Origin of the sequence: Eubacterium sp. BIOML-A2 (genome assembly GCF_009680135.1) — a bacterium.
Lineage (GTDB): Bacteria > Bacillota > Clostridia > Lachnospirales > Lachnospiraceae > Faecalicatena > Faecalicatena contortus_B.
On record NZ_WKZK01000004.1, the window covers coordinates 144607 to 164605 of the forward strand.

General features: G+C 46.6%; 14 protein-coding genes and 1 tRNA gene. 12 read left to right on the forward strand and 3 right to left on the reverse strand.

Annotation, left to right across the window (positions count from 1 at the left end):
• Positions 1-2: 2 nt before the first annotated feature.
• From whiA to GKG43_RS02800, 3 genes are all read left to right on the forward strand, one after another.
• Complete coding sequence (gene whiA, locus GKG43_RS02790; RefSeq protein WP_050641887.1) at positions 3-962, forward strand: DNA-binding protein WhiA; 960 nt, start codon at positions 3-5, stop codon at positions 960-962.
• Positions 959-1216, forward strand: coding sequence for an HPr family phosphocarrier protein (locus GKG43_RS02795; RefSeq protein ID WP_050641886.1), 258 nt, complete (start codon positions 959-961; stop codon positions 1214-1216). The genes whiA and GKG43_RS02795 overlap by 4 nt, the downstream gene beginning before the upstream one ends.
• Positions 1217-1390: 174 nt before the next feature.
• Complete coding sequence (locus GKG43_RS02800) at positions 1391-2332, forward strand: YegS/Rv2252/BmrU family lipid kinase (RefSeq protein WP_050641885.1); 942 nt, start codon at positions 1391-1393, stop codon at positions 2330-2332.
• A 13-nt stretch (positions 2333-2345) separates the two neighbouring features.
• Here GKG43_RS02800 and GKG43_RS02805 read toward each other — a convergent pair whose 3' ends face one another.
• Together GKG43_RS02805 and GKG43_RS02810 are read right to left on the reverse strand one after the other, a co-directional pair.
• Positions 2346-4295 (reverse strand): glycoside hydrolase family 43 protein, encoded by a 1950-nt coding sequence (locus tag GKG43_RS02805; RefSeq protein ID WP_173020063.1) that lies wholly within the window; start codon positions 4293-4295, stop codon positions 2346-2348.
• Positions 4296-4451: 156 nt separating this feature from the next.
• Positions 4452-5339 (reverse strand): helix-turn-helix transcriptional regulator, encoded by an 888-nt coding sequence (locus GKG43_RS02810; RefSeq protein ID WP_050641883.1) that lies wholly within the window; start codon positions 5337-5339, stop codon positions 4452-4454.
• 373 nt (positions 5340-5712) lie between these two features.
• Between GKG43_RS02810 and GKG43_RS02815 the strand changes: the two genes are divergently transcribed.
• The 6 genes from GKG43_RS02815 (at position 5713) to GKG43_RS02840 (ending at position 13031) form a co-directional block, all read left to right on the forward strand.
• Positions 5713-7011, forward strand: coding sequence for an extracellular solute-binding protein (locus GKG43_RS02815; RefSeq protein WP_173020064.1), 1299 nt, complete (start codon positions 5713-5715; stop codon positions 7009-7011).
• Between the two features lie 194 nt (positions 7012-7205).
• Positions 7206-8066, forward strand: coding sequence for a sugar ABC transporter permease (locus GKG43_RS02820; protein WP_070102501.1), 861 nt, complete (start codon positions 7206-7208; stop codon positions 8064-8066).
• The gene (locus GKG43_RS02825; RefSeq protein WP_050641880.1) at positions 8063-8899 is read left to right on the forward strand and encodes a carbohydrate ABC transporter permease; all 837 of its coding nucleotides are present in this window, start codon (positions 8063-8065) and stop codon (positions 8897-8899) included. The genes GKG43_RS02820 and GKG43_RS02825 overlap by 4 nt, the downstream gene beginning before the upstream one ends.
• 6 nt (positions 8900-8905) lie before the next feature.
• A complete protein-coding gene (locus tag GKG43_RS02830) occupies positions 8906-10552 on the forward strand; it encodes a DUF5597 domain-containing protein (protein WP_129879247.1) in 1647 nt (548 codons plus the stop codon).
• Positions 10539-12488, forward strand: a complete 1950-nt coding sequence (locus GKG43_RS02835; protein ID WP_129879248.1) for a beta-L-arabinofuranosidase domain-containing protein — start codon at positions 10539-10541, stop codon at positions 12486-12488. The genes GKG43_RS02830 and GKG43_RS02835 overlap by 14 nt, the downstream gene beginning before the upstream one ends.
• A gap of 471 nt (positions 12489-12959) precedes the next feature.
• Positions 12960-13031, forward strand: a tRNA-Glu gene (locus tag GKG43_RS02840).
• Positions 13032-13180: 149 nt separating this feature from the next.
• Here GKG43_RS02840 and GKG43_RS02845 read toward each other — a convergent pair.
• Positions 13181-13777 carry a TetR/AcrR family transcriptional regulator gene (locus tag GKG43_RS02845; protein WP_055154881.1) on the reverse strand — a complete coding sequence of 199 codons (597 nt, stop codon included), beginning with the start codon at positions 13775-13777 and terminating at the stop codon, positions 13181-13183.
• 371 nt (positions 13778-14148) lie between these two features.
• Between GKG43_RS02845 and GKG43_RS02850 the strand changes: the two genes are divergently transcribed.
• From GKG43_RS02850 to GKG43_RS02860, 3 genes are all read left to right on the forward strand, one after another.
• On the forward strand, positions 14149-16197 hold the full coding sequence (locus tag GKG43_RS02850; protein ID WP_055154880.1) for an FAD-dependent oxidoreductase: 2049 nt from the start codon (positions 14149-14151) through the stop codon (positions 16195-16197).
• A 537-nt stretch (positions 16198-16734) separates the two neighbouring features.
• Positions 16735-17601 (forward strand): class II fructose-1,6-bisphosphate aldolase, encoded by an 867-nt coding sequence (gene fba / locus GKG43_RS02855; RefSeq protein ID WP_050641875.1) that lies wholly within the window; start codon positions 16735-16737, stop codon positions 17599-17601.
• A gap of 214 nt (positions 17602-17815) precedes the next feature.
• A complete protein-coding gene (locus GKG43_RS02860) occupies positions 17816-19930 on the forward strand; it encodes a glutamine synthetase III (protein ID WP_050641874.1) in 2115 nt (704 codons plus the stop codon).
• Positions 19931-19999 lie beyond the last annotated feature (69 nt).

Below are 19999 nucleotides of genomic sequence, written 5' to 3' on the forward strand. Positions count from 1 at the left end.
CTATGTCATTTTCTGGAAATGTGAAAGAAGAACTTTCGAAGCAATGGAACACCGCAAGGCACTGCCAGATTGCTGAACTTGCAGCCCTGATCAGTATGTGCGGCTCCATCGTAATCAATAGTTATGGGCATTACAGCGTAAAAATTCATTCGGAAAATTTGGCTGTTGCAAGAAAATGCTTTACATTGATCACAAAAACATTTAATATAGAAGCTGATATCTCTATCCGCAGGAACATTGCGAAGGAAAGTGTCTCTTATGCTGTGGTGGTAAAACGGCATGAAGACGCGCTTCGTATCCTTCAGGCAGCAAAACTGATCGAAGAATTTCAGTCAGAATTCGAAGAGGTCCACATTGTGAATCCTCTCGTTGTACAGCAGACATGCTGCAGACGCTCTTTTATCAGAGGTGCTTTTCTCGCCGCAGGCTCGATGAGTGATCCAAACAAGTCGTATCACTTTGAGATTGTCTGTGCCTCCGAGAAGATGGCACGTCAGATTCGGGAGCTGATATGTGGATTCTCCATGGATGCCAAGATTGTCCAGCGGAAGAAGTCCTATGTTGTGTATCTAAAGGAAGGCTCGCAGATAGTGGATATCCTGAATATTATGGAAGCGCATATTTCCCTCATGGAACTGGAAAATGTCCGGATTCTAAAAGAGATGCGCAATACCGTAAACCGCAAGGTAAATTGTGAAACTGCCAATATCAACAAAACAGTATCAGCCGCAGTCAAACAGGTGGAGGATATTACATATCTGAGAGATACAATAGGTTTTGAAAAAATGTCGGAGGGACTGGAGGAAGTAGCGCTTGCCCGCCTTTCACATCCCGATGCGACACTCAAAGAGTTAGGGGAACTCTTATCACCGCCCGTTGGAAAGTCTGGGGTCAATCACAGACTTAGAAAACTGAGCGAGATGGCAGAGAAGGTTAGGCAAAAACAAGGAGGATTATTATGATTGAAACACCGGTTGTTGTGAAACAGGACAAGGGACTTGACGGAAGACCAATCGCATTGTTAGTACAGGAGGCAAGCCAGTACTCAAGTTCAATTTATATTCGGGTAGATGGGAAGAAGATCAATGCAAAAAGCATTATGGGGATGATGAGCCTGAACCTTTCAGAGGGCGAGAAGCTTACGGTAGTAACAGAAGGCGAAGATGAGCAGAAGGCTGCAGAAGGAATTAAAACCTTTTTTACTAAGAAAAAATAGTCAGATGCATTTTAAAATAGAATAACGGCAGATAAAGAATTAAGAAGAAAGAACTATATGGAAAGAGGTTGTACTTTTGTGCAGCCTCTTTTATAATGAATGGATATGGAGTAATAATTGTGGTCAGCGTTATGGCTGATCTGTTGTTTGGATAGGATGGAGGAGATCTGGATTATGAAAAAAATGCTGTTTATTTACAATCCAAACGCCGGAACGGGGCTGTTAAAACCGAAACTTTCCGACGTACTGGACATTTTTGTAAAGGGAGGATACGAGGTGACGGTATATCCGACGCAGCGCTATCACGATGCACTGTCTAAGACCATAAGTTATGAGGGCGATTACGATCTGGTTGTCTGCAGCGGTGGTGACGGCACGCTGGATGAGGTGGTGACGGGAATGTCCAAAAGGGATAAGCAGGTGCCGGTCGGCTATATCCCGGCAGGGACTACGAATGATTTTGCCAACAGCCTGCATATCTCAAAGGATATGCTGGAGGCGGCGGATACTGCAGCTAACGGGGTTCCGTTTCCATGCGATGTGGGTGTTTTTAATGACGATATCTTTGTCTATATTGCCGCGTTTGGCTTGTTTACAGATGTATCCTACGAGACAAAGCAGAGTATGAAGAATGTGCTGGGGCATCTGGCCTATGTGCTGGAGGGCACGAAGCGTATTTTTAATATCCCTTCTTACCATATTAAGGTGACATATAACGATGAAGTGCTGGAGGATGAGTTCGTATTCGGCATGGTGACTAACTCCAGGTCTGTGGGGGGGTTTAAGGGCATTATCGGCAAAGATGTAGTGTTCGACGACGGTGAATTTGAGGTAACGCTGATTAAGACCCCAAAGAACCCCATAGAGCTCAACGAAATTATTGCTTCCCTTGTAATTAAGCAGATTGATTCCAAGCATATGTATTCCTTCCGCACAGGCCATATTCGTTTTGAATCCGTGGAAGAGATTCCATGGACATTGGACGGAGAGTTCGGCGGGGAACATGATGATGTAGTGATTAAAAACAAGAAGCAGGGGCTTCGGATTATGGTGGCGGAGAGAAGTATTGAACATCTTTCCGTAAAGGGAAGAATTGAGGGCAGCAGGGAGTCATAGGGAGCCTGGCGGGCTATATGCCTGCCAGGCTTGATGTTTCATATCCCACAATCTCAATCTCATAAGCAGTCAGACGAAGCGTCTGGGATCTGTCTGCGGGACGTTGAAACGCATAGTAATTATGCTCCAGATATAAGGCGGTTTTGTTCCCTTTCTGCGTGAAATAGAGCGTAAAGTTTTTTTCGGTATAAGGGCATTGCGCCACCACGGTCTCGTGTCCGCCTTCATAGCCGACAATCAGATAAATCCCGCCTTTCACCAATATGGAAAGTACCCTTTGATCCTGTTCATATAGATCGGCCCGAAGAAAAGAAGCGCTGCTAAGCAGATTACATTCGATGGATTTTTTATAGCTGCGGGCAGGTTTTATCTCTTCCAATACTGCCGGGGCCTTTGTCATGCAGTGTACCGCGGTGTCAAATAAAAGTGGTTCACTGCTGCGAAAGATTTTTGAAAGCCAAAACAAATCCCGGCCATAAAGCCCGGTGTGTTCCGTGACCGCAAAAAATGCAGGGGAAGCGGATGTATACCGGGTGACAAAGCCGACTTTTCCGTAGGCTGTATCAATCATTGGTTCCAGGATCAAGATTCCATCCAGATAAATCATAAAGTGACTATAATTTCGGAGTACCCGTATATGATGGGATACTTCATGATTGTAGACGGCGGAAAGCCTGTAACTGGAAATTGTCTTTTTAAAATGATTAGTTTCTTCTATTACAGTAACACTGCGTCTGCCGCTGTCAAAAAGCAATTCGATATAATTTGCGTGATCCAAATAAGATAATAAGATACCATATCTTGCGCCCATGTGGGTGGGCTGGCTGACGATATCCCATTCCATCACATAATTTTCAAAACTGCGGTTCAGGATCTTTCTGACAATCCCATTTTGTTCTGTGCTTTGAAAGTCCGGTCTGTCCAATTCTCCAAAACACGAATAGGCAGGCGGCTCGGGGCAGTCCTGCGCCTCATAAGAAGGCGCATTTGTCAGCAGGCGGCAGCCACTGTAATACAGTGGGTCCAGGCGCATTACCCTTTCTTCTGTCTGTGCCGTTAGCGGGCGGTCCTGATTCCTTCCATGGTAAATGATCCAGTCATCGGTCAGGTTGGGCGCTTGTATCACGGAGCAATGGCCCGTGCCCTCCACCATTTTATTTCTGCAGACCAGAGGGGAATATGTATGGTCAGAGGGATATTTCTGCCAGGAAATATCCGGAATGGGTGTATTCCCCTCTGCAAAACTATAGCCCAGGTAATAGTTTTCCCGTACGTAGGCATTTGCGGCATAAAGCAAATATGCCCGGTTATGCCTGCGCAGAAAAAAAGCGCCTTCTACGGTATACCAGTCTCTTTCATCCCCGAAACGGTTTTCTTCAAACATTTCCTCTTTTATAGTGGGGGTTACAACCGGCTTTTCTTCTCCGGCCAATTCTGTGAAATGAATCAGACGATCCACGAGAATTGAAGTTCCCGGGCGGTATTCATCTGTTCCCATATAATCATTTACAGAATAGAACAAATAGACGGTTCCGTCATAGTCCCTGACAACGTGCGCGTCAATGGAAAACTTCTGGAAAAAAGTTTTGACATAAGTAAACGGACCTTCCGGGCTGGCAGCAGTATACAGCTGGAGATATTCCTGATGATTGTCTTTTGTGCTAATCCCCGTGTTAGAGCAATAGAGATAAAAGGTACCGTTATCATATATGACACAAGGGGCCCAGTAATCATGCTTGTCCTCCTCCTTTGCAACCCTGCCGAGAAACTTCCAGACCGTCAGGTTTTCTGAACTGCTGACGTTGACTCCGTTTTCGTCGGTAGAATAGCAATAATAGATTCCGTTAAACTTGATAACATAGGGGTCCGGATTGGTCGGTATTGTGCCCGGTTCAGTGTAAGCTGCCGGATTTGTATAAAAGGACTGGCGGTTTAACCTGGGCAGATGATAATTTTTATTCATAGAATCTCCTTTAAAGTTTGTATTTATAAAAAGTTCTCCGGTTATTGTGCAGACCGTGCACTCTACTGCGCTGTACCGGTGCCGATCATATGATGGGCTTGGGGCAGCTGCGCACGGTTTGCAACACTTCAGGCCTGCCTGAACTGTTACCATGGTTTACTTGTGGTACAACAGCCTTTGTGAAAAAGCATTTCTATATGCAGTTGGCGTCAGTCCGGTTTTTCTCTTGTACACTTTCACAAAATGCTGTGCACTGGAAAAGGACAGCTCGGCGGCAATCTCATTGATTGTCATATTCGTATCCACAAGCAGGATATTAGCAGTATCGATTTTAAGGTTCAGGATCAGCTGCTTTAGGGGGATATCAGCAACCGAGGTGAAAAAGTGGGAAAGGTAAGACTCGTTATAATTAAAATGTGCGGCAATATCGGATACCTTTAGCGGGCGGTTGATATTCTGCTTTACGAAGTCAATAATATCGTAATATATCTGCTTTTGGCTTTTTTTCTGGGATACACTGTTAATGAGCAGTGGATTCATTTGAAAATGAAGCTCACAAAGTATGGTTGTAGTAAAATAATTCAGGATTCCCGGGGGATACTGTTCCTTAACGGCATCCTGCAGCTGCTTCATGAGAATGACGATTTTATCTACATTCGCAAGCTCTCCTTCGTTTGGGATGGAGAGCGTGTTTTTGGCCAAAGCATTCTTATAGCTTCCTACCTCCAATGCCGGGATGTCTTTCTGTATGATCTCATGTCCCGCCTCAAAATGAACCCAGTAGAAGGAGCAGGCAGAGGGCCTGAACCCAATCCTGCGGTTCATAGGCGCCTGCCAGGGCGGGAGAAGGATATAAGAACCGGTAGGGATCGTGTGGTTCTTTTTGGCGAAATTCAGATATAAAGTATCCTTTGTTGGAATGATAAGCTCATAATTTTTCAAGGGATACTCATCCGTATGCATCCAGTTTTGAGACGGTGCCTCGAATTTACCCGCCATATCATAGGATAAGGGGGTGTCTATTTTAAATTCCAGAAATTGCATTTTTCTTATATTACCTCCATCCTGAGAAATATACCCATATTTTTATGTTATATAAACGTACAATGGCAAAACACAGTCATAAAATCGTGTTATTGTATAAGTTTTTGGCAGAAAACAAAAAGTCTTACGCATATATGCCATATTAGAATTTTATCAATGATCAAAAACTTATACAATAATCAGTTGACAATATATAAGAAATTGACACTTATTCGAAGGTTTATGTAGTTTACTAAAGGGAACTATGGAAATATAATTCAATTATGAAAAAGAAATCCGGCGCCGGTTTCTGAAACATCTTTATGGACCCAAAATAATATGCCGCAGGGAAATGAGTGCGGCAGTCAGTGAAATAACAGTTAGGAGAGGAAAAATGAATAAGAACAAGAAATTCAAAAGATTATTTGCCATAGGAATGGCAGCAGCCATACTTGCAACGGGATGCTCCGGCGGAAAGTCAGAGGATGCTTCTGGCGGCAGCTCAGCGAAAGCAGATAAAAAGACAATTAAATGGCTTCATCACTACAGTGAGGATTCCACCAGAAAATGGATCGAGGAGATCACCCGGCAATATACGGAGGAAACAGGTGTCGAGTTTGACATACAGGCGGTTTCCTATGATGAATACCAGACTTTATTAAAAGCAAAAATTGCAAGTGATGATGCCCCGGATCTGTTCGACCTGACAGCGTCAGACCTGAAACAGTTTAAAGAGAATGGCTATGTGGAGGATTTGAGCGGCGCAGAATTCTGGGACAATCTGATTGAGAGTGCAAAGGAAAGCTCAAAAGTGGATGGAGTGAACTACTTTATGCCATTCGAAGCAAATGCGTCGGCCGCCTATTATAATGCAGAAGTCTTTGAAAAAGCAGGAATTACAGAGCTTCCGGAGACATATACAGAGTTTATTGATGTGTTAAAGAAGCTGGAGGGCAGCGGAGTTGTTCCGATTGCATTTGGAGCGCAGGAGGCATGGACAATCACAAATGATTACCGTGCGGACATGCTACAGCAGGTTCTGGGGGAGAATCCTGACTGGATGAAAGACTTGGAAGCACGGGATGCCAAATTCGCGGACGATAAGACATTTCTGGAGACCCTGGAAAAGTTCAAAGAACGGCATAATTATGGAAATAAAGAGCAATTTGGCACAGACTGGAATAAGGCCACAGAAATGGTAGCTACAGGAGAAGCGGCAATGGTTATTAACGGCAGCTGGTCAATCAGTGCCATACAGGAAAAGAATCCTGATGTAGAAATTAAGTGTTTCCCTGTGCCGGCTACAGAAAAACCGGAAGATACCAGGCTGACGACATGGAGCGGCGACGGATTTGTCGTATATTCAGGCTCAGAGGTAAAACAAGAGGTCATGGACTTCTTAAAGGTAATGACAGGTAAGGAGTCAGGAAATATCTGGCAGAACGACGCCAAGAGGCTATCCGTTATCAAAGATCTCCCGGACGCGGCCGATCCTGCGCTTGGTGAAATCAGTGCATATATGAATAAAGGAAAACTCTTCGATGTATCATCCATGCAGAATGAGTTTACGGGCGAATATTACGATGCAAATGTGGAGATTCTGACGAAATATCTGCTTGGGGAAATTAAAACACCCGAGGATGCAGCCGCTGCATTGGATAAGAAGTTTGACGAGATACAATCAAGACAGTAGACAAGCAGATTTTACACGTAATGCTTATAACTGGTAACAGTTCAGGCCTGTCTGAACTGTTACAATAGTTCGGGCTTGCCTGATCTGTTACTATACCTGCACGCGGACCCTGCGGCGACGTAAACATGAGCTGCAGATTCCGTGCTGCGGGAAGCAAGAACAAGGAAGCACATTCTGACATATGGAGGCATGATATGCAAAAGCGAAAGAAAGCGAAAGAAAAATTCTGGTATACGGCGCTGCTTCTGCCCGGTTTCGCCCTGTTTATTTTTTCCATCGTTATTCCGTTTATTTCCGGAATCCAGGTGTCTTTTACCAGTTGGGACGGAATCGGCCAGGTTATGAAATATGTGGGTGTTAAAAACTACCTGCTGCTGCTGAGGTCGCCGGATTTCTGGAATTCAGTAGGCCATAGTTTTTATTTTGCTATTTTAATTACTGTATCGAATAATGTGCTGTCTCTGGCGGTGGCTTTGGGGCTGAACCGTGCATTTAAAGGCAGAGGCGCGCTTAGGACTGCGTTCTTCTTTCCGACATGCCTGAGTACGGTACTGGCTGCATTTATCTGGAGCTTTTTATTTCGGGAATCGCTGGCCCCTCTGTTCGGCGGGATGAGCCTTCTCGGAAACTATAAGACTGTAATACCGGGTATTGTATTAATTGCATTGTGGAATGGCTTGGGAATTAATGTGGTGATCTATCTCGCAGGGCTGTCTAATATTTCCCGTGAACTATATGAGGCGGCCAGAGTGGATGGAGCGAATGCCCTGCAAAGTTTTAAAAGTGTGACGGTTCCGATGCTGATGCCGTCTATTACAGTATGCGTGACAATGACCCTGATCGGAGGTCTCAAAGAATTTGCGACCACAATGGCGGCAACAGGAGGGGGACCGGGGAAAGCAAGTGAGATGGTGTCCATACATATCTATAAAAACCTGTATTCATACTATCAGGCAGGATATGGGCAGGCTGTGGCAATTGTATTTGTACTGATTCTGATTGTCTGCGGGGGAATCCTGTCCAAAGTACTCAGGAGCAGGGAGGTAGAGGCATGAGAACAAAAAGATTTTCTAAAAAAGGAATGTGGATTAATATACTGCTTTTTTTGCTGGCGGTTATCTTCCTGGTCCCCTTCTATATCTGTATTGTAACAGCCTTTAAGACCCCGGCGGAAACGGCGGTATCTACGTGGAGCCTGCCAAAGGGGCTTGATTTGAGCAACTTTGCGGAGGCTATGGAGAAAAGCAATTTCCTGCAGTCTTTTGGAAACAGTATCTTTATAACGGTAGTATCTACCTTGGGAATTGTGTTATTTAGCGCAATGATGGCTTACAGTATATGCCGTAATCAGGAAAGCCGGCTGTACAGAATGTTTGGAAGCGCCTTGTTTATTGGTATCATGATACCTTTTCAGGTGATTATGATACCGGTTTATAAGATGTTTAAGAATATGGGGCTTCTCAACACTTACCGGGGAATCATCATTTTGATGATCGGCACAAGTCTTCCATACGCATCGTATCTGGTCATGGGATTCATCAAATCTATACCGGTGGCGCTGGAGGACGCTGCGCGGATTGACGGGTGCAATATCTGGCAGACTTTTTGGAAAATTGTATTTCCGCTGTTGAAGCCGATTACCTCCACTGTGGGGATTCTGCATGTGCTCTGGATGTGGAATGAATTCAATATGTCATTTATCGTATTGCAGAAGGAGGCCATGCGGACACTGCCCATTCAGCAGTATCACTTTTTCGGACAGTTTACCATTAATCTGAATCTTGGGTTTGCATCAGCCTGCCTGTCCATGATACCGGTTATTATTTTCTTTTTGTTTGCACAGAAACTGTTAATCAGCGGGATCACAAACGGGGCAGTGAAAGGATGATGAAGTATGAAAACATTTATGGAAAGTAAAGGGAAAAAGGTGTTCGTAGTAGGAGGCCAGGCCCATAACTCCAGTTCTTACGGCGCGTCGGTCGATGAAGCGTGCGCAGCAGTCAGGGCGGTTGGCGGCAACACGGTAGAGATACCGGTCTATTGGGAGAATATTGAGCCGAAGGAAGGACAGTTTTATTTTGGTGATGTGGAACAGATATACCATAAAGTGAGAGAAAACGGCCTCTATCTGATCGTGCTTTGGTTTGGTACATGGAAAAACGGTACCTGCAAGTATGCACCGTCCTGGGTAAAACTGGACGGCCGCCGTTTTCACAGGGTAGTAGCAGAAAATGGGGCGAAGATCCCTGTTTTATCGCCGCACTGCCGGGAAACGATGGAGGCGGACGGGAAGGCTTTTCAAAAGTTAATGGAGCGTCTTGCCATCCTGGATCCTGAGGGTGAAACCATCCTTGCTGTTCAGGCAGAGAATGAACCCGGCATTATGAACGGCCCCGCAAGAGATTATGGGAGCCGGGCAACAGAGGCGTTTACTTGTCCATTGCCGGAGAAAATGCTGGGAATGCTGGTCGCATTTCCGGATTCACAGGTTGCGGGATGCTGGGAAGCGAATGGCAGAAAGACCCAAAGCTGGAGCGAAGCTTTCGGCAGGCATGCGGAGGAGATATTCACCGCATATGCGGTTGCAGGGTATGTAAACGAAGTTGCCCGCAGAGGACGTACATGCTATCAAACGACGGTATACACGAACGTGTGGGTGGACAATCACAGATTAAAGATTCCGGGGAAGGATTACCCTTCCGGAGGCGCGGTCAGCCTGGTAATGGATGTATGGAAGTATGTGGCGGATGCGCTTGATTTTATTTCTCCCGATAACTATCAGCAGACAAATCAGGGGTATATGGCTTGCTGTGACTGCTACAGCAGAAATGATAATCCTCTTTTTATCCCGGAGTCCGGGCTTTTGGAGTGGAATTCAAGGTTCATGTTTTCTGCGGTTGCAGACTATAGGGCAATCGGAATCTGTGCCTTTGGGATTGAAAGTATCCTGAATGATGGGGAGATTGGCGCCCAGGAGCAGGCTGTTGCGGAAAGTCTGCAGATTCTGGGGGCGCTGGCGCCAGGGCTTGTCCGCTACCACGATAAACCTATGACGGCGGTTATGCAGGAGGAGTACGCCCAGTACCAATACCTGGAACTGGGTCATTACGTCGGGATTGCTTATTTTACAAACTGCAATTCCCTTGTAGGGCGCATGGGGACTGATTGGAACTGGCATAATTATCAGCACAAAGACTATCTTAAGAGGCAGCAGCGGGGAGGATGCCGCGGTCGGGGGATTATCATTCAGAGTGATGAGAATGAATTCTTAATTGCAGGGGACGGATTTCAACTGAACCTGCTGCCGGCGGACGGTGAGACGCCTGTTAATTACCTGGCGGGCAGTGATTTTCATCTGACCCGGAGCCTGGATTTTATATCGATAGAAGAAGGCGTATTTAATGAAGACGGAGAGTTTGAGGTGCACAGAAGAAGAAACGGAGATGAGGCAGACTTTGGAATCTGGGTGGAGCCGGATGTAAAGGTTGTAAGGGTGCGCCTATGCGGCTGGAACGAGGAGAATCGACATGAGGACATTTGAAAGTATTTACCAGACAAAAGTGAGTGACATAGAAGTAAAGGATGCATTTTGGTCAAAAATACAGAACCTGATTATTGAGGAAGCCATCCCCTATCAGGAAAAAGTTTTAAAGGATGAAATACCCGGTATCGAAAAAAGCCATGCCATAGCGAACTTTAAGAATGCGGCCGGACAGGGGGAAGACGGGTTTTATGGGGTGGTATTTCAAGACAGCGATGTGGTCAAATGGCTGGAAGGAGTTGCGTATGCTTTATCGGTAAGAAGCAATCCGGAATTGGAAAAACGTGCAGATGAAGTCATAGAGTGCATCGCTTCAGCCCAGGAAGAAGACGGATACCTGGATACGTATTTTTTACTGAAGGAGCCGGAACATAAGTGGCAGAATCTGCAGGAGTGTCATGAGTTATATTGTGCAGGGCACCTGATGGAGGCCGCCGCAGCCTATTATAATGAGACGGGGAAGACCAGTCTGCTCAAAGTTGCAGAACGACTGGCAGATCATATAGAGGAACGGTTCGGGCCCGGCAGGGTGCAGGGAATTCCGGGGCATCAGGAGATCGAGGTAGGGCTGATAAAGCTGTATAAGGCAACAGGGGCAGAGAAATACTTAAGGCTTGCATCATGGTTTATTGAGGAACGGGGGAAGAATCCTGATTATTTTCTGGAGGAAAAAAAGAAACGGGGATGGATACATTTTGGAATGGATCCTGAGGACCGGGAGTATTCCCAGTGCCATGCTCCGGTCAGGGAGCAGGACAAGGCTGTGGGGCATAGTGTGAGAGCGGTCTATATGTATATGGCAATGGCAGATCTGGCGATGGAGATGAAAGATGAATCCATGTATGATGCATGCAGGAGGCTCTGGGACAATATCGTCAATAAAAGAATGTATATTACCGGAGGGATCGGATCCACAGCGGAAGGAGAAGCCTTCACTCTTGATTATGACCTGCCGAATGACACCGCATATGCCGAAACCTGTGCGTCCATTGCCATGGTCATGTTTGCAAAGAGAATGCTGGATATTGAGGCCCATGGACAATATGCGGATATCATGGAAAGAGAGCTCTATAATGGGATTCTGAGCGGGATGCAGCTGGATGGAAAAGCATTTTTTTATGTCAATCCGCTGGAGGTTGTGCAGGGGGTATCGGGAAAGCAGGCAGGTTATAAACATGTATTGCCCAGACGTCCGAAATGGTATACCTGTGCTTGCTGCCCGCCGAATATTGTGCGCCTGATGACATCATTGGGGACGTATGCATGGTCTGAAAAAGAGGATATCATTTATTCACATTTATATCTGGGCCAGGCTGCTGACCTGAAAAAAGCAGAGATTCATGTGGAAAGCAGGTACCCGTGGGAGGGGGATGTATGTTATACGGTATACCCGAAGGCGAAGAAAAATTTTACGCTTGCAATCCATATACCTGATTATATAGAAGAGTTTACCCTGCTTGTAAACGGAAGTAGAGCAGATGCGGCAGATAAAATAGAAAAAGGTTACCTGTATCTGCGGCGTGAATGGATGGAAGGGGATACAGTCCGGATACAGTTTGACCTGAAAATAAGAAGAGTGTACGCCAATCCGGAAGTGCGTGCAGATACAGGATGTGCGGCCTTCCTTAGAGGGCCTGTGGTATACTGTTTCGAGACCGTGGACCAGGAGGGGCCTTTGCATGCCTATCGGATTCCATGTGACGCAGAGGTAAAAGCGTACACGTGCAGCAGCGGGATACTGAATGGAATGGTGCTTCTTAAGGCGGACGGATTACATATGAAGGGATGGGACTCCTTATATTCGGAAACAAAGCCTTTCGCTGAAAAGGTCCGGCTCACTGCTGTGCCCTATTTTGCCTGGGGGAACCGGGAAGAAGGGGATATGAGGGTGTGGATGCCGGAAATGACTGGAGGGGGGCGCGAAATAAAGGGATAGCCGCCAGCCTCCTAAGGGCGCATATGCCGTTGCGAATTGCGGACACAAACCTAAGAAATTCTAAGAAGCAGCCAGCCGCGAAAGTGGGGCACGGGATGGCACATCACGAGAAATCCCATGATTTCTCGCGCTGGGCCATCCGCATTTATGATTCGGAATCATAAATGCTCCCCACTTTCGCAGCTGGCTGCTTCTTAGAATTTCTTAGGCCTGCTTTAGCAATTCGCAACGGCATATGCGCCCTTAGGAGGCTGGCGGCTATCCCTTTATTTCGCTGAGTGCATCCGATCAGATGTTAAGAGCGTCGATTGGGGAGGGTTATAATAGGGGGTGAAATTTGACATCGTTTTTAGGGATTTTTAAATATTAAAAAAATCGTTGAAAAAATCGACAAAAGATTTTAAAAAGTGCTTGCATATTTGGAAATGGTGTAGTATAATGAAATTCGCTTGTAAAAGCAATATAGAACATGGCTCCATGGTCAAGCGGTTAAGACGCTAGCCTCTCACGCTGGAATCAGGGGTTCGATTCCCCTTGGAGTCATTTAACTAATTACCGGAAATCCTTTGAGAATGAGGGTTCCGGTATTTTTTTGTTCTTAAAATTTCAAAAAGGGGGGCAAATCGTCTGGTAATGTTCAATTTACCTCCCTCTATGTCGAGAAAATACTGCGTTAATGACAGCTCTCCCCCTTAGTTCGTCCCCTGTTTTTGGTAATAGCTGAGAATCATATCCAGCGCGTGGTTTGTACGTTCTGACAGGGCGTATCCGCCCTCGTGGAGACACCAGTCATAGATCATTCCCCTGGTAATTCCCAGGATGTCTTCTGTGATCGCGGCCGGATCGCCCAGAAGGGTGCCGGCGGAAGTCTCTTCCAGCACGGCGTGATAGATCGTCTGATAAAAGAATCGGTCCTTGTTCAGGATATATTTTTCTTTGCTGGACAGCTGATGTTTAAAATACTGGAGTGCGGCCATGGCGCCCATATCTTCCATAGAGCGGGCCTGCCCTGAGATAAGAAAATGGATGGCCTCCAGCGGAGAATCGGGGTGTCCGTTCTTCCAGGCTTCTTCGGACTGCTGGTCAAACAGACGGTAACCCTCGTCCAATATATTCTCCTTGCTTTTAAAATGATGATAAAAGGCGCCTACGGATACCTCTGCCTTATCACAGATATCCTGGACCGTTACGTTTTCATAAGACTTCTCTGCGAACAGAGATACTGCACAGGAGAAAATCTTATGTTTTGTTGCAATTGCCTGTCTCTGGCGGTTAGTCTGTGGCTTCATAAATCCCCCTAATTCGGTATGATACATGCCGTGTCTATGTTGTGTAAATCTTTTTTTAGGATAACACGAGTATTCCCTTTTTGACAAGGCGGTAGTACAATTATAAGTTATTGTGCACACCCTGCCGGCGTGCACAGTAACGGCATCTGCCCATTTAAAGTCGCCTATGGCGAGGTGCAGATGCCCCGAGACCATCACGTCATCGGCTCCGTGCCGTGCAGCGGGGTGCACGGCACGGTCTGAACAGTATCGTTTATAGTCAATTTTAACAAAATAACATTCGGCGAATTGTATTCTGTGTCAATAGATTTGCACCAAATAAAGTGTTATAATTTTAACAGAACTTGTTGAAAAGCTGAAAGGAGTTGTCTATGTCTACAAAGTACAAACATTTATTTTCGCCGATTAAAGTAGGAAACACAGAGGTGCCAAACCGCATTGCCATGATGCCGATGGGTGTGTTTTCACCACGTCTGATGAATCAGAAGACCGGAGCATATACAAAGGACGGCGCGGACTATTATATTGAGCGTGCCAAAGGCGGTACCGGTCTGATCGTGACAGGATTAGTGCCGATTATACCGATTCCGGTAAGAAATCCAGTTAATTTTCCGGATGAATATGTACCTGCGATGAAATATCTGGCGGACGGAGTCCATGAATATGGTTCCAAGGTATTTGTCCAACTGACGGCCATGACGGGGAGAGCAGGGCATATTGAGAGCGAAACAGACTGGAAGATGCTTCCGGCGCCGGCGCCGATTCAAAATGTATGGGATCCAACCATAAAGAACAGGGGAATCTCCAAAGAGGAGATTCACAAATACGTAGAAAATTTTGCACAGGCAGCGTATCTGGTGAAGCAGGCTGGCTGCGATGGCGTTGAAATCCACGCCGTCCATGAAGGCTATCTGCTGGATCAGTTTGCAATCGGATTCTATAACAAACGTACGGACGAGTATGGCGGCTGCCTGGAGAACCGTTTAAGATTCCCCAAAGAGATCGTGGAGGCCATCAAAGAAAAGTGTGGAAAAGATTTCCCTGTATCCGTGCGCTACAGTGTGCGCAGCTATGTGAAGGATTACAACCGCGGAGCGCTTCCGGGAGAAGAATTCGAAGAAATGGGTCGGGATTTAGAGGAAGGCGTAACAGTTGCAAAAATGCTGGAGGAATACGGTTACGATATGCTCAACTGCGATAATGGAAGCTATGATTCCTGGTTCTGGCCGCATCCGCCGGTGTATATGCCAAAAGCCTGCAACTTAAAGGATGTGGCGGCAGTTAAAAAAGCAGTAAATATACCAGTCGTATGCGCAGGACGTTTTGATGATCCTGAACTTGCCGAAAAAGCAATATCTGAGGGCCAGATCGATATCATGGGCATGGGCCGACCGCTGTTGGCAGATCCGGAGCTGGGCCGCAAGTTCTATGAAGAGCGCCTGGATGACGTACGTCCATGTATATCCTGCCATCAGGGGTGCCTGGGAAGAATCTTCCAGGGCAAAGACATCAGCTGTGCGGTCAACCCGGCCTGCGGTAGAGAAAAGAGCTACGCATTAAAACCGGCAGAGACAAAGAAAAAAGTCATGGTAATCGGAGGCGGCCTGGGAGGCATGGAGGCAGCAAGAGTCTGCGCACTGCGCGGCCATGAAGTAGATCTGTTTGAAAAAACAGGAGAACTCGGAGGCGTCTTTGTAGCCGCAGCAACCCCCGACTTCAAAGACGATGATAAAAATCTCCTGAAATGGTACAAAAAACAAATGAGCGACCTTCCGGTCAATGTACATATGAATACAGAAGCAACAGCAGAAATGTCCGCAGGATACGACGAGATATTCGTAGCAACAGGAGCCAACGAAAGGAAACTGGACACACCGGGATTCGATGCCGAAAACGTCACATACGCCATAGAAACCCTCAGAAGCGCCGACATAAAAGGCGACAACGTCCTAATCGTAGGAGGCGGTCTGACAGGATGCGAGATAGCCTACATGTTAGGCCGGGAAGGCAAAAAAGTAACCATAGTAGAAATGGCCGACACCATTCTGAACGCCTTCGGCCTTGCCGCAGCAAACTACAACATGTTAATGGAACTGCTTGACTACTACAAAGTCAAAGTAATCAAAAACGCAGTAGTCGAGAGCTACAAAGAAGGGATTGCCGTTGTATGTGAAACAGAAAAGAACTATCCGAACGCTGCCAACCGTGCAAAGCGCATGTTCGCCCTCGGCCCGCAGGGAATGAAAGTAAAACACGAAATCCCAGCCGACCACATAGTAGTATCCGTCGGTTATACCCCGGATCAGAACCTATATGAAAAAATCAAAGCAGACAATGTCCACCTAATAGGAGACGCCAAACAGCCCACCAACGTAATGGACGCAATATGGGCAGCCTACGAGTCCGCAATGACAATATAAACCTGTCCAAAAAAATATAACCCCCCCTAAATACCACCGCCGAAACATCTCCGCCCATCCGCCGTACCCGGCCTAAGATACCGTCGGAGACGGTCATAATTCCTTCTGACAGGATGAGCCAGCCAGGGGCGGAATGGGACGGGGACAGACGGAAGCATCTATGTGTCTGGTATGCATAAAACGAGCTTAGCAGCAGTTAGAGGGAACGCACAAAATCTGCCGGAGAAAAGTTGCTACCGAAGCAACTTTTCTGTACACCTGAGCCGTCTACTCATCAGAGTAGGCGGTGAATGTGTACAGTGCCGGCAGATTTTGTGCGTTTCCTCTTACTGCTGCTTAGCGCAGCGTCCGCATACCAGACACATAGATGCTTCCGTCTGTCCCCGTCCCGTTCCGCCTCTGGCGTCCCCCCTGCCAGCATTAATTATGATTTTTAGATTGTCTTTTCCCCATCAATAAGCTATAATGTAAAAAGATTTGATAACAAACATGCTTACCGGTTTACCCCGGCAAGTCATAGTAGTGAAGGAGGATTATATGTTAGTATCAGCAAAAGAAATGCTTCAAAAGGCAAAGGCTGGCCATTACGCAGTCGGACAGTTTAACATCAACAACCTGGAATGGACAAAAGCAATTTTGACAGCAGCCCAGGAGTGCAGCTCTCCGGTAATTTTAGGTGTATCGGAAGGCGCAGGAAAATATATGACAGGTTATAAGACAGTGGTAGGTATGGTAAATGGGATGATGGAAGAACTCAACATCACTGTCCCAGTTGCACTTCATCTGGATCACGGCAGCTACGAAGGATGCCTGAAGTGTGTGGAAGCAGGATTTTCTTCTATCATGTTTGACGGTTCCCACTATCCAATCGAGGAGAACGTTGCAAAGACAAAAGAGCTTGTGCAGATCGTAAAAGAACACGGAATGTCTCTGGAAGCAGAAGTCGGCTCCATCGGCGGCGAGGAGGACGGCGTGATCGGTAAGGGCGAGTGTGCTGATCCGCAGGAATGCAAGATGGTTGCAGACCTTGGAATTGATTTCCTGGCAGCAGGAATCGGCAATATCCATGGAAAATACCCGGACAACTGGGAAGGGCTGAGCTTTGAGACTTTGGATGCAATCCAGCAGCTGACTGGGGACATGCCTCTGGTGCTTCATGGCGGTACAGGAATTCCGGAAGATATGATCAAAAAGGCAATTGATCTGGGCGTAGCAAAGATCAATGTAAATACAGAATGCCAGTTATCATTCGCGGCTGCTACACGTAAATATATTGAGGCTGGAAAAGACCTGGAAGGAAAAGGCTTTGACCCGCGTAAGTTACTGAAACCAGGTACAGATGCAATTATGGAGACCGTTAAGGAAAAAATGGAATTGTTTGGATCAGTTGGTAAAGCTGAATAAAAATTTTAATTTTTACTTGAATTTCCTGGACGATTGAGGTATACTGACAAACGTAGATACGAACAAGGGCGTTCCAAGATAACTTGGAGTGCCCTTTTACTTTATGGGTATACATAAGCCTTATGCCGGCCCATAAAATAAAGTAATTGAAAACGGGGATTCGCAAGTCTGCCCGGTTCTACAAATTTGAAAAGCGAAGAGAAAGGAAGGATTTATGAGCGCAGAACTAGTCAATGTTGCAGAGATTTTTGGGGAAAATGTTTTTAACGATACTGTGATGCAGGAACGTTTGCCGAAAAAAATCTATAAAAACCTGAAGAGAACGATAGAGGAAGGAAAGGAACTGGATCTTGAAACAGCCGATGTCATTGCACATGAAATGAAGGAATGGGCGATCGAGAAGGGGGCAACTCACTACACGCACTGGTTCCAGCCTCTGACAGGTGTGACCGCCGAGAAGCATGACTCCTTCATTTCAGCGCCTCTGCCGAGCGGCAAAGTGCTGATGAGCTTCTCTGGAAAAGAACTGATCAAAGGAGAACCGGATGCATCCTCCTTCCCGTCGGGAGGGCTGCGCGCTACATTTGAGGCGAGAGGATATACGGCCTGGGACTGTACTTCACCGGCATTTGTGAGACAGGACGCTGCGGGAGCGACACTTTGTATACCGACGGCATTCTGCTCTTATAAGGGGGAGGCACTGGATCAGAAGACACCTCTGCTCCGTTCTATGGAGGCTGTCAGCAAACAGTCTCTCAGACTGCTCCGTCTGTTTGGAAATACGACATCTAAAAAAGTGACTCCATCTGTTGGACCGGAACAGGAGTATTTTCTGGTAGATGCGCAGAAATTCAGACAGAGGAAGGACCTGATCTATACAGGACGTACGCTGTTTGGGGCGATGCCTCCGAAGGGGCAGGAGCTGGATGACCACTATTTCGGAACGATACGCCAGAGAGTTGCATCCTTCATGAAGGATGTCAACGAAGAACTCTGGAAGGTAGGTGTATCGGCAAAGACACAGCATAATGAAGTAGCCCCGGCACAGCATGAGCTGGCTCCCATCTATGCGGAAGCGAATATTGCAGTAGATCACAATCACCTGGTAATGCAGACTCTGAAGAGGGTAGCATGCCAGCATGGCATGAAGTGCCTGCTCCATGAAAAGCCCTTTGCAGGTGTGAATGGTTCCGGCAAGCACGATAACTGGTCCCTGACTACGGACGATGGAATCAACATGCTCGAACCGGGAAAGACCCCGCATGAAAACACACAGTTTCTGATGGTGCTGACCTGTATTCTGAAGGCGGTTAACAGGCATGCAGATTTGCTGCGTGAATCGGCTGCAGACCCGGGAAATGATCACAGATTAGGTGCAAATGAGGCTCCGCCGGCTATCATTTCTGTTTTCCTCGGCGAACAGCTCGAGGATGTACTGGAGCAGCTGGTCAGCACAGGCGAGGCAACACATAGCCTTAAGGGCGGAAAGCTGGAGACCGGAGTGAAGACTCTGCCGGATCTTGCGAAGGACGCAACGGACCGAAACAGAACCTCCCCGTTTGCATTTACCGGAAATAAATTTGAATTCCGCATGGTTGGTTCACGCGACTCTGTAGCTGCCCCGAATATTGTGTTAAACACAATCGTAGCGGAGGCATTTTCAGAAGCATGCGATGTGCTTGAGAAAGCTGACGACTTTGATATGGCTGTTCACGATCTGATCAAAGAATATGCGATAGAAAACCAGAAGATCGTATTCAATGGTGACGGCTACTCAGAAGCATGGGTAGCGGAGGCCGAAAGACGGGGGCTTCCGAACATCAAATCCATGGTCGAAGCAATTCCGGCAATGACGACTGAAAAGGCGGTAACCTTGTTTGAGAAGTTCAATGTCTTTACAAGGGCTGAACTGGAATCACGTGCGGAAATCCAGTACGAAAGCTATGCCAAGGCCATCAACATTGAGGCCCGCACCATGATCGATATGGCGAGCAAGCAGATCATCCCTGCAATCATGAACTATACAAAGACACTTGCAGATACAATTCTTGCAGTAAAGGCTGCCGGGGCAGATACCAGTGTGCAGAGTGAACTGCTTAATGAAGTATCAGCGCTTCTTGTCGAAACGAAAACCAATCTGAAAACACTGATTAAAGTGACGGAAGAAGCAGCAGAGAAGGAAGAGGGCGCTGTACAGGCGAACTTCTATCATTCCGCTGTATTTCCGGCTATGGAAAATCTACGGAAACCGGTAGATGCGCTGGAGATGATCGTGGATAAAGATGTATGGCCGATGCCATCCTATGGCGATTTGATATTCGAAGTGTAAGAAATTCTATAAAAGGATGTAAACAGGGGGCTGCTGCACTGACTGATTCATATCAGCTGTGCACAGCCT